The organism is Variovorax sp. J2P1-31, from assembly GCF_030317215.1.
Taxonomy (GTDB): Bacteria; Pseudomonadota; Gammaproteobacteria; order Burkholderiales; family Burkholderiaceae_C; genus Variovorax.
On the sequence record NZ_JASZYA010000002.1, the window covers coordinates 1419278 to 1434367 of the forward strand.

Genomic DNA, 15090 nt, shown 5'->3' on the forward strand with positions numbered 1-15090 from the left:
GCGTCGATGACGCCCCACCCATCGACGGCCCCGATCGAGACCGACGCGCTGATCATCGGCGCCGGCCCGGTCGGGCTGTTCCAGGCCTTCCAGCTGGGCCTGCTCGAGATCCGCAGCCACATCGTCGACACCCTGCCCCACGTGGGCGGCCAGTGCGTCGAGCTCTACGGCGACAAGCCCATCTACGACATCCCCGGCACGCCCGCGACCACCGGCCGCGGCCTGGCCGATGCGCTGCTGGCGCAGGTCGCGCCGCTGCAGCCGGTGATGCACCTGGGCCAGCAGGTCGCCACGCTGGCGCGCGAGCCCGACGGCCGCCTGCGGCTGGGCACCAGCACCGGCACCGAATTCCTGGCCAGGACCGTGTTCATCGCGGGCGGCGTGGGTGCCTTCGTGCCGCGCCGCGTGACCATCGAGGGCATCGAAGCCTTCGAGGGCACCAAGCTGTTCTATCACCCGTCGGACCTCTCCCGCTTCGCCGGCCAGTCGGTCGTGGTCCAGGGCGGCGACGATGCCGCGCTCGACACCGCGCTGGCCCTGGTCGGCGTGGCCGCCGAGGTCACGCTGCTGCACCGCCGCGACGGCTTCCAGGCCGACCCGGCCAAGGTCGCGGCGCTGCGCGCGCAGCTTGCCGCGGGCGCACTGCGCTTCGTGGTCGGCCAGCCCTCGGGCTTCGACGGCAGCGAGCTGGAAGTGACCCTGCCCGACACGCAGGTGGTCGCGCGCCCCATCGACGCGCTGATCGCCTGCCTGGGCATCTCGCCGCGGCTGGGCCCGATCGCCGACTGGGGCCTGGAACTCGAACGCAAGCAGGTGCCGGTCGAGACCGCGGGCTACCAGACCCGCGAGCCCGGCGTGTTCGCGGTGGGCGACATCAACACCTACCCGGGCAAGCGCAAGCTGATCGTCTGCGGCTTCCACGAGGCCACGCTGGCCGCCTGGGCCGCGACCGCGATCGTGTTCCCGGGCAAGGCCGTGCCGCTGCAGTACACCACCACCAGCACCCGGCTGCACCAGCTGCTCGGCGTCGCCTGAGCTGACGGAGGTTCAGGCCCGCTTGATGAAGCGGACCTGGCCGTCGTCCTGCAGGCCGTCGTCGGTCCAGCCCAGGTGGCGGTAGAAGCCGTTGGCCCGCACCGCGCGGTCGCTGTCGGTTTCCAGCCAGATCTGCGCGCAACCCCTGGCGAACAGCCATTGCTCGGCCTCGGCCATCAGCAGGCGACCCAGCCCCCGGCCCTCGCAGCCGTCGCGCACGAACAGCGCGAAGACGGTGGCGTCGGCCGCATCGGCCATCGCGAAGGCCAGCACCCGGCCCTCTTCCTCGGCCACCCAGCCGCGGCCGTCGCCTTCGAGCATGCCCGACAGCGTGTCGGGCGTGACGCCGATGGCGGCCAGTTCGGCCATCGACATGTGGTTCTCGCGCACGCCGGTGCGGACTTTGAAGACGGCGGGGATGTCGGCGGGAATGGCAAGGCGGATCTTCATGTGCGGGGCGGCAGCGAAAGACGCCGATCGTAGCGGCGCCCCCGGAGCGGGCTCAGCGTGCGTGTGCCGACGCGATGCCGTCGAGGATCACGTCGATGCCCGCCAGGAAATCGGCCCGATCGTCGTGCGCCGGCAAGCGGTCCGCGAAGCTGCGCGTGAAGGCGAATTCTTCGGGGTCGAGCGCCAGCCACCGGGACGACAGCGCCGCCAGGAACGCATCCCTGTCGATGCCGTGCGTGCGGGCGAACTGCCCGTTGGCCGCGTTCTGCCCGCCCACGCCCAGGATGTAGTTCAGCAGCACCGACACGGTGGCCCACTGCGCCTCCTCCGGCACGCCCAGCGCGCGGACCTGCCGGCCGATGCGCTCGAGGATGCGCACCATCGGCAGCTGCCCATGCGCCGCGGCCAGGGCCGAGCCGACCCAGGGGTGCCGGTCGATCGCGTCGAACAGGGCCAGCGCCAGCTCGCGGATCGAATCCCCGGGCGTGGCGCCGCCAGCGCCATCCGCCAAGGTGCGCGCCACGATGGCGTCGCAGGCCGCATTCACCAGATCGTCCTTGTTCGCGACATGCCAGTAGAGCGCGCCCGGCCCGGTGGCGAGCCGCTCGGACAGGCTGCGGAAGGTCAGGCCGCCCTCACCCGTGCTGTCGAGCAGCTCGATCGCCGCCTCGATGATGCGATCGCGCGTGAGCGAATCCTCCCGCCGTGGGGTGCTGGTTTTCTTGGGTGCCATGACCGCATCTTGACACAAATGGAATGTTGTTCCAATATTCATGGAATGACGTTCCATGAATTGATGGGACGTCCTTCGAAACCCATTTCCAGAAGGAATCCCATGCATCCCCACATCGCGATCGTCGGCGCCGGCCTCGGCGGCCTGGCCCTGGCGCGCGTGCTCCATGTCCACGGCATCGCCGCCACCGTGTACGAAGCGGAGGCCTCGGCCGACGCGCGCGCCCAGGGCGGCCTGCTCGACATCCACGAACACAACGGGCAGCTCGCGCTCAAGGCCGCGGGCCTCTACGAGCCCTTCCTCGAGCTGGTGCTGCCCGGCGCCGACGCCAAGCGCGTGGTCGACCGGCACGGCCGCATCCTGATGGCCTGGCCCGGCAGCGGCAGCCGGCCCGAGGTCGACCGCGGCGCGCTGCGCCGGCTGCTGCTGGACGCCCTGCCGCCCGGCACGGTCCGCTGGGGGCACAAGCTCGGCGCGGCCATCCCGCTGGGCGACGGAAAGCACCGGCTCGACTTCGCCGACGGCACGCGCGTGGTCACCGACCTGCTGGTGGGCGCCGACGGCGCCTGGTCCAAAGTGCGGCCGCTGCTGTCCGCAGTCCAGCCCGCGTACGTCGGCACCGCCTTCATCGAGACGCACCTGTTCGACGGCGACACGCGGCACCCCGCCAGCGCGCAAGCCGTCGGCGACGGCACCTTGATGGCGATCGCGCCGGGCCAGGGCATCCTGGCGCACCGCCATGCCGACGGCGAACTGCAGGCCTATGTGTCCTTGAACCGGCCCGAGGACTGGATCGCCGCCCTCGACTTCTCCGACCCAGCGAAGGCCCTGGCCCGCGTCGCCGACGAATTCGAGGGCTGGGCGCCGGCGCTGAAGGCGCTCATCACCGACGGCGACACCGAGCCCGTGCTGCGCCTCATCCATGCGCTGCCGATCGGTCACCGCTGGGATCGCGTGCCCGGCGTGACCCTGCTCGGCGACGCGGCCCACCTGATGTCGCCTTTCGCCGGCGAGGGCGCCAACCTCGCGCTCTACGACGGCGCCGAACTGGGCCTGGCCCTCGCAGCCCATCCCGGCGACATCGAAACGGCGCTCGTGGCCTACGAACGCGACCTGTTCCCGCGCAGCGCCGAGGTGGCCGCCGAGACCGACCGCAACCTCCGGCTGTTCTTCGACGACGACGCGCCCCGGAGCGTGGTCGACCTGTTCACCCGGTACCGCTCCGGCCAGTAGCCGCGCCCGCTCAGTCGGCCGGGTCGCGGTAGCGCATCTGCGCCAGGTCGGCCAGCAGCGTCGGGCCGGCCGGCCGCCATCCCAGCAGCGCCTGGGTTTTCGCGCTCGAAGCGGGCATGTCCAGCGTCGCGAATTTCGTCAGCCACCCGAAATGCGGCTCGACCTGGTCCGCAGCCAAGGAAGCCACGGAGGTCCGAAGGCCGCGTGCGATCGCTTCGGCCATCTCCCGCAGCGACACGCCCTCCTCCGCCACCGCATGATGGACCGCGCCCGGGACGCCGTGCTCGAGCGCCAGCCGGTACAGGCGCGCGACATCGCCGATGTGCGCCGCCGGCCAGCGCTGCTGCCCCTCGGCCGCGTAGGCCGCGACACCCTTGGCACGCGCCAGCGCGATCAGGTCGGAGACCAGCCCCTGGCGGACCGGATCGTGCACCTGCGACAGCCGCACCACGCTGACGTTGACGCCGCGCGCCGCGACGGCAGCCACCGCCTCCTCCGAGGCCGCGCGAGGCACCACGCGAGAGCTCACGGCCGGATCGGTCTCCACGGCAGGCTCACCCGCGCCAGCCTTCACCACCGCGATCGCGGACGTGACCACCAGCGGACGCGTAGACCCGGCGAGCAAGGCACCCAGGGTCTCGATCACCCGTCGGTCCGACTCGCAGTTGGCGACGAACTGCGAGAAGTCGTGGTTGAAGGCGGTGTGGATCACGCCGTCGGCGGTCGATACCCCCGCGCGAAGGCTCTGCGCATCTTCCACATCGCCGCGCTGGACCTCGGCGCCCGCCGCCGCGAGCGCGCGAGCGCCTTTGTCGGAGCGGGTCAGCCCGACGACCCGATGGCCGTTGCCGAGGAGTTCCTGGACGATCCGGCTGCCGATGAAGCCGGACGCGCCGGTGACGAATACACGCATGTCGATGTTCCCGAAGATTTCAAGTCCATCGATTTTGCGAGCAATCACTCGTTTCAGGTACTCGCCTTTCCGCGGCCCTCGGGCGTGGCCGTGGCCCCTGCGGCAGAGGTCGCACGCATCGAGAACTCGTCCTGGATTGCTCGCATTTCGGCGTGCCCCTCACTGTCCGCACAGCGTGCGGAAGACGCGCCGGCACCTCAAACCGCGGTGCGTTTTCGAGGCACCGCCGGCCTCGGAAGCCCGAGATAGCCGAACACCGCCTGGCAGATCCGGCCCTCCAACGCCCTCCGGTCGAGGTCTTCGCGTTCTCCGGCCGCGTTCACCAGCGCGCGCACGATGGCGATCACGTCGTCGGTGGCCGTCTCGATGTCGGGTTGAGGCGGAACGTCCGCGCGGTGCAGCAGCGCTGCGATCAACGCGCCGATGGAGGTGATGAAGGGCGCCAGTTCCCTCGCGATCGCTGGGCGGCGCTCCTCGAAGTCCAGCAGCCGGACCAGCGCGGGCCGGTAGAGCTGCTGATGCACCGAGGCGGCCACCAGGCGCTCGAGCCCTTGCCGCCCCGTGGGCTCGGCCAAGGCGCCCTGCGCCGCGGCCAGGAAGGCCGCGCGTTCGCGCTGCAACAGAGCCACGACGAGCGCGTCCTTGCCGGGGAAGTACTGGTAGAGCGACCCCACGCTGACACCCGCGAGTTCGGCGACCTTGTTGGTGTTGAGCCCTTCGAGCCCCTTGGCCTCCAGCACGCGCGCCGCCGCCTCCAGCAAGGCGGCGACCGTCTGTTCGGCACGCGACTGCGTGGGGATCTTCCGTGGCTTGAGGGAGGGGCGCCTGGTCGTCATGCCGTCGTCGCTTGAAGCGAGCAAAGCATCACATCCTAGCCGGGTTCATGCACCTTCACACGGCGGCTCCGGACACGGCCCCCGAACGCCGATGCCCCGTCTACGACGGCATCGAAGCCGGCGCGCTTCGGGGGACCTGAGGATGCACGGACGCCATGGCCCGTCCCACCATGTGTTCGGCCAGCGTGTCGTACAGGGGCCGGCTGATCATGCGCGAGACCAGGCTGGCCAGCATGGCCGCGGCCATCAGGCTCAGCACCATGGCATGGCCGTCGACCATCTCCATCACGATGATGAAGGCGGTGAGCGGCGCCTGCGTCACCGCGGCCAGGAAGCCGGCCATGCCCATGGCGATCAGCGCCGGCCCCAGCTCGCCGCTGCCCAGGTGCGCCACGGCATCGCCGATGCCCGCGCCGATCGACAGCGAGGGCGCGAAGATGCCGCCCGGCACGCCGCACCAGGCCGTGAGCCAGGTGGCCACAAACTTGAGCACCGTGTACAGCGGCGTCAGCGCATCGTGCCCTCGCAGCATTTCCTTGACGGCCTCGGAGCCCGCGCCGAAAGTCGCGCCCCCCGTCGCCAGGCCGATCACGGCCACCGCCAGTCCGCCCACGGCCGCAAAGCGCACCGGGAAGCGCGAACGCCACCGGCCGAGGCGGCCCGGCGCACCGGTCAGCGAGGCGATCAGCAGCCGTGCGAACAGGCCGCCGGCCGCGCCGCTCAGCAACGTGACCAGCAGGCCCGGCCCGAGGGCATCCCAGCCCAGGCCCGGCACATGGATCACGCCGAAATAGCTGACATTGCCGAAGGCCGACACCGCCACCAGGCCGGCCAGCACGATGGCCGTGATGATCAGGCCGCTGGAGCGCGCCTCGAGCCGGCCCGACAGTTCCTCGATGGCGAACACCACGCCCGCCAGCGGCGCGTTGAAGGCCGCGGCGATGCCGGCCGCCCCGCCGGCCACCAGCAGTGCGCGCCCATCGATGGCGGAGCCCGGCGAGAGCCAGCGGCGCGCGTGCTGCATGACGCCCGCCGCCACCTGCACCGACGGCCCCTCGCGCCCGATCGACAGCCCGGCGGCGAAGCCCGCCACGCCCAGCCCGATCTTGGCGAGCGTGAGCCGCAGCGAGGCGAACATCGAACGCCGCGCCTCGGGCAAGGCCGGATGCAGCGCCGCCTTGACCTGCGGAATGCCCGAGCCGCCCGCGCCGGGGAAGAAGCGCTGCGTGGCCCAGACGATGCCGGCCGTGATCAGCGGCGTGGTCAGCAGCACGGCCCAGGGCCAGGCGCGGTAGAAGCGGTGGAATGCGCCGAAGACCTAGTCGCTGGCGAAGGTGAAGCCCACCACGCAGAGCCCGGCCGCGATCGCATAGCCCAGCACGATGGCCCGGTCGAGCCACACGCGGCCACCACGCAGTTCGGCACGCAGGTGCGCGAGAAGATCCGGCTCTCGGTTCATCGGGGGCAGTGTACGCACGCCCCGTCATCGCGGCGGATGGCCCGGGGGCCTGTGGTTCAGGGCGTGCAGCGGGATCGGGACCGTGATGAGCGACAGCACCAGCCTCGCGGCCTGCCGCCAGCCCGCCGCTGGCGGCCCACGCGCGGATCAGTCCGCCTTGATGCCCGCGTCCTGGATCACCTTCGACCAGCGTGCGACCTCGGCCTGGATCTGCTGACGCGTTTCGGCCGGGGTGGTGTAGACCGGTGCGGCGCCCTGCGCCAGCAGCGAGTCCTTCACTTCCTTCTTGTCCATGGCCTCTTTCAGCGCGGCGCTGAGCCTGGCCAGGATCGGCTCGGGCAGGCCCGCGGGCCCCAGCACACCGAACATCGACGTGAGCTCGACCCCCGCCAGGCCGGCTTCGGCAACCGTGGGCACATCGGGAATCGCCGCCTGGCGCGTGGGCGTGGTCACGGCCAACGCGCGCAGCTTGCCGCCCTTGATGAAGGCCTGGGTGGCCGGCAGGGTGTCGAACACGACATCCACCTGGCCGCCCATGAGGTCGTTCAGTGCCGGTGGGCTGCCCTTGTAGGGGACGTGCGTGATCTGGACATCGGCCTGCCGCTTGAACAGTTCGGCCGCCAGGTGCTGCGGCGATCCGTTGCCGGACGAGCCGTAGTTCAGCCCACCCGGCTTGCTCTTGGCGAGCGCGATGAATTCCTTGAGCGTGTTGGCCTTCACCGAAGGGCCGACCACCACGACCAGCGGCACGCGGCCCACGACCGAAATCGGCGTGAAGCTCTTCTCCATGTCGAAGCCGGCCGTGGCGGGCTGCAGCACGCTGTTGATCGAATGGCTGGTCAAGGCGCCGAGGAGCAGCGTGTAGCCGTCGGGCTTTTCCCTGGCCACCGATGCGGCGCCCAGGTTCCCCGCGGCGCCCGCACGGTTGTCCACGACCACCGGCTGGCCCAAGGCCTTGGCCAGCTGCAGGCCGACCACCCGCCCGATCACGTCCGTGGCGCCCCCTGCGGTGTAGGGCACCACCAGCTTGATGGGGCGGTCGGGATAGGTCTGCGCCATGGCGGGCAACGCAGCCGCCGTGAGCAGGCTGCTCAGCGCAAGCATCGCGCCACGGCGGTGCAGCGAGGATTGGGATCTGGGCGTGGGGCGGGTCACGGAAGCCTTCGGTTCTGGAGTGAAAAAACGAGGGTCTGGCGAGGGCCAGACTGGGCGCGACTATAGGCAATATAATTATTGATAATCTAGGCGATAACCCTATTTATAATTCGAGTTTGTGCGCTTAACCTGCCGCACTCCCCGCCCGAACGCGTTCACAACCCTCTCTCCAAGCGCCCACATGACCGACGCCCACAAGCCTGCAGCCGACGCCGCTGCCAGCCACGACATTGCCCCCGCGGACGCCGCCCAGGGGATCTCCAAGGGCCTGACGAACTACGGCGACCGTGGTTTCTCCCTCTTCTTGCGCAAGGCCTTCATCAAGGGCGCGGGTTACACCGACGCGGCCCTGGACCGTCCGGTGGTCGGCATCGTCAACACGGGCAGTGCCTACAACCCCTGCCACGGGAACGCGCCGCAACTGATCGAAGCGGTCAAGCGCGGGGTGATGCTGGCCGGCGGCCTGCCGATGGACTTCCCGACCATCTCGATCCACGAGAGTTTTTCAGCGCCGACAAGCATGTACCTGCGCAACCTGATGTCGATGGACACCGAGGAAATGATCCGGGCGCAGCCGATGGATTCCGTGGTGCTCATCGGAGGCTGCGACAAGACCGTGCCGGCCCAGCTGATGGGTGCGGCATCGGCCGGATTGCCGGCCATCCAGCTGATCACCGGCTCGATGCTCACCGGTTCGCACCGCAGCCAGCGGGTGGGCGCCTGCACGGATTGCCGGCGCTACTGGGGCAAGTTCCGCGCCGAGGAAATCGACGCGGAAGAGATTGCGGATGTGAACAACCAACTGGTGGCCAGCGTGGGCACCTGCTCGGTCATGGGCACGGCCAGCACGATGGCCTGCATTGCGGAAGCGCTCGGCATGACCGTGCCTGGCGGCGCGTCGCCCCCGGCCGTGACGGCCGACCGCATCCGCGTGGCCGAGCGGACCGGCACCGAAGCCGTCCGCATCGCGCGCGAGCGACTGACCATCGACAGGATCCTCACGCCCGCCGCATTTGAGAACGCCATGCGCGTGCTCCTGGCCATCGGGGGTTCGACCAATGGCATCGTCCACCTGGCGGCCATTGCGGGTCGCATGGGCCTGGACATCGACCTCAAGGCGCTCGACCACATGGGCCGCGACACGCCCGTGCTGCTGGACCTGAAGCCCTCGGGCGATCACTACATGGAGGACTTCCACCACGCGGGCGGGATGGCGACGCTGTTGCGCGAGCTCAAGCCCCTGCTCAACCTGGACGCACTGACCGTGACGGGCCGGACGCTGGGCGAGGAGATCGAAGCCGCCGGCCCCGGCTTCGCGCAGGCCGTGGTGCGCACGCGGGACAACCCGATCTATCCGCAGGGCGGCATTGCCGTCCTGCAGGGCAATCTGGCACCGGGCGGCGCCATCATCAAGCAGTCCGCCGCCCATCCCAAGTTGATGGAGCACGAAGGCCGCGCGGTGGTGTTCGAGAACGCGCAGGACCTAGCCAACCGCATCGACAGCGATGACCTGGACGTGACGGCCGACGACATCCTGGTGCTCAAGAACATCGGCCCCAAGGGCGCGCCCGGCATGCCGGAAGCGGGCTACATCCCGATTCCGCTCAAGCTCGCGCGCGCGGGCGTCAAGGACATCGTCCGGATCTCCGACGGCCGCATGAGCGGCACCGCCTTCGGCACGATCGTGCTGCATGTGACGCCGGAATCGGCCGTCGGCGGTCCGCTGGCCTATGTCCGCAACGGTGACCGCATCACGCTGTCGGTGTCGCGACGGGAACTGACGCTGCATGTGTCGGACGCGGACCTGGCCCAGCGCGCCGTGGAAACGCCGGTCGTGGTTCCCACCGCGGACCGCGGCTACCGCAAGCTCTTCCTCACGACCGTGACGCAGGCCGACCAGGGCGTGGACTTCGATTTCCTGCGCGCCGCGCAGATGCACGGCAAGGTGCCGCGCTCGGGATCGGAGCCTGGCTGACGGGCGGATCGGCAACAATGGCAGGCGCCCCTCGTGTTTGACCGAGCGTCGGGCGTTTGCCTTGCCGCCTCCAACCCCATGTCGTTGCCCGCCACCTTGCCGACCTCCTCCAGTTTCCAGAGCCTCGACGCCGCCATCAGCCCCGCGGATGCCCTGGTGTCCATGATCGCGGCGCTGGAAGAAGATGTGGTTTTCGGCCGGCTTCACCCGCGCGAGCGCCTGGTCGAAGACGAGCTGATGGAGCGCTTCCAGGTCAAGCGGCATGTAACCCGCGACGCCCTGGCGGCTTTGGATCGCATGGGCCTGATCGAGCGCCGAAAGAACGTCGGCGCCGTGGTCCGGTCCTTCACGGCCCAGGAGGTCCGGGAGCTATACGAGCTTCGCGGCCTGCTCGAAACGGAAGCGGCCCGGCGCGTCGTCATGCCCGTGCCACCCGAGCGGCTGGACCGCCTGATCGCGATCCAGCGGCAACACGATGCGGCGGTGGCCGCGGGCGACGCCCGCACCGTATTCCGGGTCAACCTCGCCTTTCACCAGGAGTTGTTCAGCCTGGGCAGCAGCGAGACGTTGCGCAAGGCGATCGACGAATACGCCCGACAGACCCATCCCATCCGGTTCGCGTCGCTGGTTTCCGCCGACTACCGCGAACAGGCGCGTCAGGACCATTGGAAGATGATCGAAGCGCTGCGTGCCGGGGATCGAGAGGCATTGGTTGCCTTGTGTGACGCGCACCTTCTGCCGTCGCGCGACGCGTACCTCAGCGCGCAACGGCAGCGCTTCTAGCCTGTTCGGGTGGCCGTGCTTCGGCGGCAGCAGGACGACCGATGCCGAGGTACGCGCCAACCCATCGCACTTGTGCAGCCGAGCCGCTCAAGGACTGCGTCGTGCCGGGTTCTTCCGTACGCAACTGGACCCGCGGCACACGTGGAACAGCGCCTAGGACGACAGTTCGCTAGGGGTTCTGCGTCGGCTGGCCGACACGACTGAGAAAGTCCCGTTGAACCTGATTGAGGTAAGGCTCAATCCAAAGATCTAAGTACTGGCTTTGCGACGCTCCCGGAATGTGCCGAATTTGGCTTTATGGGCACCTGAGTCTGTGGCTCCACCCTGCTTTTGATAGCAATTGTTGCCTCGGCCTTAACATTGACGCTCGTTCACTATCTGGACTCGCGTGATGGCCGACCTCAAAGAACAAGTCAAAGAAATCATTGAAATCGTTGCGCTCGTCCCCGAGTCGCTGAAAACGACGTGTTTTGAGCTGCTGCTCAAAGAAGCCCTGGCAAAGCGTGCCTCGCCGCCGCACCCTCCCCCGTCTCCTCCGCCAGCGCCCGCACCCACACCCAAAGTCGCCACCGAGGTGGATGACCAGAACAACGAGACGCAGCAGCCTCCCGCTACTCAGCCAAAAGTGAACGACGGGTCAGACATCGGTCTGGCCGACATCCACATGAAGACCAGAAAATTCTTGGAGAAAAATGATGTGACGCTAGGGCAACTGAACAACGTTTTCTACAAGAATGATGGAACGTTCGAGGCTCTTTTTACAGACCTCGGCGTGACGGGCATGTCTGAGGGTCAGATTCGAATCGCGATGTTGCAAAGCATGCATCGCGCTTTGACTGACGGTGAATTCGTTGCGTCGGTGGAAGCCATCCGCGAAGAATGCAAGATGAGAAAGTGCTACGACAAAGCCAACTTCACCAGAATCTTCAAGAACAATGCAGCCACGTTCGATTTCGGAACGTGGGAGGCCGGCGTCAGCGAGGTACGGCTTTCCGAGCAGGGAAAGAAGGAACTTGCGGCAGCAATCAAGACCTTTGATTGACCGTGGAACACGAACAAATCGAGGGACTGCTGACCCGGCTAAAAACCTTCAGACGGGCCATAAAATCGGAAACCACTGCCACTATCAACAAGGGGGCACTCCGGTCAGAGGCCAAAGCACTCGGTGCGCTGTGGCACAAAGAATTCTTGCCTGTCTTCAGGCACTCCCTGGCGGCTGAAGACCTTGATGGCTACAACGCACATTTCACACGCCTAATTCGGATCAGTGCGCCCAACAACTTGGTCAAGAGCTACATGGAGGCGCTTGACGCCATCATCAAGCCGTTCAACGACAACTTGGTGATCCCGTCGCAGCAAGGGGCATTCGGCGCAGCCGCACCATCTGCCTTCGACACATTCTTTGCAGCGCTTTCAAACTCAGAAGAGAGCGAATATCTCGCCGAGGCGATTGCGTGCGCGAAGGCAGGCCATCAAAGGGCAGCGGTTGTCCTCGGATGGAGCGCGGCCATCGACCGTATTCATCGCGTCATAGAGCACATCGGTTTCGACAGATTCAACACCATGTCGCAGCAGATGCATTTATCGACGACAGGCCGCTACAAGAAGTTCACCAACAAGGGCCAACACGCCCACAACCTTGCCGAGATCCGCGAAGTATTCGACTCGATGATCCTCTGGGTGATCGAAGGCATGCAGTTGATCGACACCAATCAGCACACGCGACTGGCGAGCTGTTTTGATATTCGCTGCCACGGCGCTCATCCAGGTGATGCGCCCATCACGCCCTATAACCTTATGTCCTTCTTCTCGGACTTAGACCAGATCGTGTTCCTCAACCCAAAGTTCGCGCTTCCAGCGAAGGCCTCAGTCTTGCCGACTTAGGTGCTGGATCGGAGTATGTGTTCGCCCTGCTCCAAACAGAGAGCCCGTTTTGACAGGGCCGAAGCGTCGTTGGCTGCCTCTAGAGGGTTCAGCGCTCATGCCGCTAGACACATCCGGCGTCGCTCCTGTTGCTAGTGACATCAGTTTCCGAGCACATCTGTCTTCGACGCTCGCCAGATGGCTATAACTGTGATGGCAACAACTGTCATCGGACTAGAATCCGCCCATCTCCTCGTCACCGAGGAGACCGCTAGGGGTGCTGAAGCAGCAAAGCTGCAACGGCTGAGAAAGTCCCTTTGAACCTGATTGAGGTAATCCTCGCGCAGGGAAGCCGGTCCGAAAACCGTCACGTCGTCACGCCCGCTCCTTCGAGTCCCGGCGCGTGCCATGCGCATTCGGGCCACGCCCACCTGCCAAAGAATTTGCACTGGAGCAAATGAATGGCAACGACTCCGACGACGACTTCTTCCGCCCCGCGGCCCGCCGCGCCGGGCGGCAACGAGGCGCTCACCCCCCTGCCCCCGTCCAGCCGCGTCTTCGGCTGGCACGACCATGCGGCGCTGTGGTTCAGCCTGGGCGTGGGCCTGCTGGTGATGCAGATCGGCGCCTACCTGGTGCCGGCCGTGGGCACGCGCGACGCGACGGTCGCGATCCTCGTGGGCTCGTGCATCGGCGCGGCGCTGCTCGCCTGGACCGCGCGGCTGGGCTGCGAGAGCGGCCTCGCGAGCGCGGGGCTGATGCATGCGACCTACGGCAGCGCCTTCGCGCGGCTGCCGGTGCTGCTCAACATCGTGCAGCTGATCGGCTGGACCACCTTCGAACTCGTGGTGATGCGCGAAGGCACGCAGGCGCTGGCCCAACGCGCCTTCGGCCTCGATGCCGGCGGCCTGCTCGGCACGGCGCTGACCACGCTGCTCTGGGGCGGCGTGCTGCTGGCCCTGCTGGCGGGTTCGATGGTGACGCTGGTGCGCCGCTTCGTGAGCCGCTTCGGCCTGCCGCTGGTGGTGCTCTCGTTACTGTGGCTGAGCTGGCAGTTCGCCTCGCAGCTCCACGCCAGGGGCTTCGACGCCTTCTGGTCGCGCCCCGGCAACGGCAGCATGGGCATGTTCGGCGCGCTCGACCTGGTGATCGCGATGCCGGTGTCGTGGCTTCCGCTGGTGGCCGACTACGCGCGGCACGGCCGGCGCGCGGGCCGCGGCCTGGGCGGCGCCTTCGGCGGCACCTGGCTGGGCTACGGCATCGCCAACGTCTGGTGCTATGCGCTGGGCGTGATGGTGGTCAGCGTGGCCGAGCCGGGCACCAACCTCGTGACCGCGCTGCTGCTCGCACAGGGCGGCCTGCTGGCGCTCGGCCTGATCCTGATCGACGAACTGGACAACGCCTATGGCGACGTCTACTCGGGCTCGGTGTCGGCCCACAGCCTGCGCCCGCGCTGGAGCGTGCGGCGCTGGGGCCTGGTGCTGGCCGCCGTGTGCATCGCCTTTGCGCTGGTGCTGCCGATGCACACGCTCGAGCCCTTTCTGCTGATGCTGAGTTCGGTCTTCGTGCCGCTCTACGGCGTGATCCTGGGCCGGCTGGGCACGGGCGCATCGACGGTGACCACACGCCGCGTCGACCCGATCGCGGCCGGGCTGTGGCTGGCCGGCATCGCGCTGTACCACGGCTGCGCGGCCTGGGCGCCGCAGTGGGGTTCGGCGCTGCCCACGCTGGCGCTGAGCTTCGTGCTGGCCTGGCTCACGCGGCCGCGGTCGCCCGCGCCAAGCGATGGGTCGGCACTGGCGCGAAGCCATGGTTGAGCGGACCATGGCCCTCGCCCACCACCACGTCGACGCCGGCCGCCATCGCGCCGAGCACGTAGGCGCGCGCCAGCGCCACGGCCTCGGGCAGCGCATGCCCCAGCGCCAGGTGCGCGGCGATGGCCGACGACAGCGTGCAGCCGGTGCCGTGCAGGTTGCGGCTGGCGATGCGTGCCGATGCATGGCGATGGCGCGCACCGCCGCGCAGCGCCAGCACGTCGACCACCTCCTCGCCCGGCAGATGGCCGCCCTTGAGCAGCATGGCGCGTGCGCCGAGCGCGAGCAGTTCATCGCACGCGCCGTCGAGTGCTTCGATGCCGTCGATCGCATGGCCGATCAGCAGCGCGGCCTCGTCGAGGTTGGGCGTCACGACCGTGGCGCGCGGGAACAGCTCGCGCACCAGCACCTCGACGGTCGCGGGCGCGATCAGGCGGTCGCCGCTGGTGGCGATCATCACCGGGTCGAGCACCACGTTGGGCAGCTGGTAGTGGTCGATGGCCCAGGCCACCACCTCGACCACCTCGGGCGCATGCAGCATGCCCAGCTTGACCGCATCGACGCCGATGTCCTCGACCACGGCCTGGATCTGCGCCTTGAGGAATTCCGGCGGCACGCCGTGGATGCCGCGCACGCCCAGCGTGTTCTGTGCGGTGAGCGCGGTGATGGCGGTCATGCCGTAGCAGCCCAGCGCCGCGAAGGTCTTGAGGTCGGCCTGGATGCCGGCGCCGCCGCCGCTGTCGGAGCCCGCGATGGACAGCACGCGGGCATAGCGTTGGGCAGAGGAAGGCATGGAGGTCGATGGGTTCGTCATGCTGAAAATTATGGGCGATGGCGGCCC

At 68.2% G+C, this 15090-nt stretch carries 13 protein-coding genes, 1 pseudogene and 1 riboswitch; of the genes and pseudogenes, 7 read left to right on the forward strand and 7 right to left on the reverse strand.

What is annotated here, in order from left to right; genetic code table 11:
- The first annotated feature begins 6 nt into the window (after positions 1-6).
- A complete protein-coding gene (locus tag QTI20_RS17740; RefSeq protein WP_286552747.1) occupies positions 7-1035 on the forward strand; it encodes an NAD(P)/FAD-dependent oxidoreductase in 1029 nt (342 codons plus the stop codon).
- Positions 1036-1047: 12 nt separating this feature from the next.
- Here QTI20_RS17740 and QTI20_RS17745 read toward each other — a convergent pair whose 3' ends face one another.
- Entirely contained in the window at positions 1048-1485 is a 438-nt protein-coding gene (locus QTI20_RS17745) for a GNAT family N-acetyltransferase (RefSeq protein WP_286552749.1), read from the reverse strand.
- A 52-nt stretch (positions 1486-1537) separates the two neighbouring features.
- Positions 1538-2218, reverse strand: coding sequence for a TetR/AcrR family transcriptional regulator (locus tag QTI20_RS17750; RefSeq protein WP_286552751.1), 681 nt, complete (start codon positions 2216-2218; stop codon positions 1538-1540).
- 102 nt (positions 2219-2320) lie between these two features.
- Here QTI20_RS17750 and QTI20_RS17755 point away from each other — a divergent pair, with 102 nt between their 5' ends.
- The gene (locus QTI20_RS17755) at positions 2321-3451 is read left to right on the forward strand and encodes an FAD-dependent oxidoreductase (protein ID WP_286552752.1); all 1131 of its coding nucleotides are present in this window, start codon (positions 2321-2323) and stop codon (positions 3449-3451) included.
- A gap of 10 nt (positions 3452-3461) precedes the next feature.
- On the opposite strand, the gene QTI20_RS17760 is transcribed toward QTI20_RS17755, so the two are convergent.
- From QTI20_RS17760 to QTI20_RS17775, 4 genes and pseudogenes are all read right to left on the reverse strand, one after another.
- Positions 3462-4364, reverse strand: a complete 903-nt coding sequence (locus tag QTI20_RS17760; protein ID WP_286553457.1) for an SDR family oxidoreductase — start codon at positions 4362-4364, stop codon at positions 3462-3464.
- A gap of 197 nt (positions 4365-4561) precedes the next feature.
- Complete coding sequence (locus tag QTI20_RS17765; protein ID WP_286552753.1) at positions 4562-5200, reverse strand: TetR/AcrR family transcriptional regulator; 639 nt, start codon at positions 5198-5200, stop codon at positions 4562-4564.
- Between the two features lie 100 nt (positions 5201-5300).
- Positions 5301-6659, reverse strand: a pseudogene (locus QTI20_RS17770) (chloride channel protein).
- A gap of 147 nt (positions 6660-6806) precedes the next feature.
- On the reverse strand, positions 6807-7763 hold the full coding sequence (locus tag QTI20_RS17775; protein WP_286553458.1) for a Bug family tripartite tricarboxylate transporter substrate binding protein: 957 nt from the start codon (positions 7761-7763) through the stop codon (positions 6807-6809).
- Between the two features lie 232 nt (positions 7764-7995).
- Here QTI20_RS17775 and QTI20_RS17780 point away from each other — a divergent pair, with 232 nt between their 5' ends.
- From QTI20_RS17780 to QTI20_RS17800, 5 genes are all read left to right on the forward strand, one after another.
- Positions 7996-9789, forward strand: coding sequence for an IlvD/Edd family dehydratase (locus QTI20_RS17780; protein WP_286552754.1), 1794 nt, complete (start codon positions 7996-7998; stop codon positions 9787-9789).
- A 78-nt stretch (positions 9790-9867) separates the two neighbouring features.
- A complete protein-coding gene (locus QTI20_RS17785) occupies positions 9868-10572 on the forward strand; it encodes a GntR family transcriptional regulator (protein WP_286552756.1) in 705 nt (234 codons plus the stop codon).
- A gap of 391 nt (positions 10573-10963) precedes the next feature.
- The gene (locus tag QTI20_RS17790) at positions 10964-11614 is read left to right on the forward strand and encodes a hypothetical protein (RefSeq protein ID WP_286552758.1); all 651 of its coding nucleotides are present in this window, start codon (positions 10964-10966) and stop codon (positions 11612-11614) included.
- Positions 11615-11616: 2 nt separating this feature from the next.
- Positions 11617-12456: a hypothetical protein gene (locus QTI20_RS17795; protein WP_286552760.1), complete on the forward strand. Its 840-nt coding sequence runs from the start codon at positions 11617-11619 to the stop codon at positions 12454-12456.
- A 242-nt stretch (positions 12457-12698) separates the two neighbouring features.
- Positions 12699-12802, forward strand: a riboswitch (TPP riboswitch).
- 94 nt (positions 12803-12896) lie between these two features.
- Positions 12897-14252 (forward strand): purine-cytosine permease family protein, encoded by a 1356-nt coding sequence (locus tag QTI20_RS17800; protein WP_286552762.1) that lies wholly within the window; start codon positions 12897-12899, stop codon positions 14250-14252.
- Here the strand turns inward: QTI20_RS17800 and thiD are convergent.
- Positions 14191-15042, reverse strand: coding sequence for a bifunctional hydroxymethylpyrimidine kinase/phosphomethylpyrimidine kinase (thiD, locus tag QTI20_RS17805; RefSeq protein WP_286574232.1), 852 nt, complete (start codon positions 15040-15042; stop codon positions 14191-14193). The two genes, QTI20_RS17800 and thiD, sit on opposite strands and share 62 nt — an antisense overlap.
- Positions 15043-15090: the final 48 nt, after the last annotated feature.

Bases quoted from the DNA above. Each gene is read 5' to 3' on its own strand.
- QTI20_RS17740 (WP_286552747.1), top strand. From the start codon at position 7: ATGACGCCCCACCCATCGACGGCCCCGATCGAGACCGACGCGCTGATC.
- QTI20_RS17745 (WP_286552749.1), bottom strand. From the start codon at position 1,485: ATGAAGATCCGCCTTGCCATTCCCGCCGACATCCCCGCCGTCTTCAAA.
- QTI20_RS17750 (WP_286552751.1), bottom strand. From the start codon at position 2,218: ATGGCACCCAAGAAAACCAGCACCCCACGGCGGGAGGATTCGCTCACG.
- QTI20_RS17755 (WP_286552752.1), top strand. From the start codon at position 2,321: ATGCATCCCCACATCGCGATCGTCGGCGCCGGCCTCGGCGGCCTGGCC.
- QTI20_RS17760 (WP_286553457.1), bottom strand. From the start codon at position 4,364: ATGCGTGTATTCGTCACCGGCGCGTCCGGCTTCATCGGCAGCCGGATC.
- QTI20_RS17765 (WP_286552753.1), bottom strand. From the start codon at position 5,200: ATGACGACCAGGCGCCCCTCCCTCAAGCCACGGAAGATCCCCACGCAG.
- QTI20_RS17775 (WP_286553458.1), bottom strand. From the start codon at position 7,763: ATGCTTGCGCTGAGCAGCCTGCTCACGGCGGCTGCGTTGCCCGCCATG.
- QTI20_RS17780 (WP_286552754.1), top strand. From the start codon at position 7,996: ATGACCGACGCCCACAAGCCTGCAGCCGACGCCGCTGCCAGCCACGAC.
- QTI20_RS17785 (WP_286552756.1), top strand. From the start codon at position 9,868: ATGTCGTTGCCCGCCACCTTGCCGACCTCCTCCAGTTTCCAGAGCCTC.
- QTI20_RS17790 (WP_286552758.1), top strand. From the start codon at position 10,964: ATGGCCGACCTCAAAGAACAAGTCAAAGAAATCATTGAAATCGTTGCG.
- QTI20_RS17800 (WP_286552762.1), top strand. From the start codon at position 12,897: ATGGCAACGACTCCGACGACGACTTCTTCCGCCCCGCGGCCCGCCGCG.
- thiD (WP_286574232.1), bottom strand. From the start codon at position 15,042: ATGCCTTCCTCTGCCCAACGCTATGCCCGCGTGCTGTCCATCGCGGGC.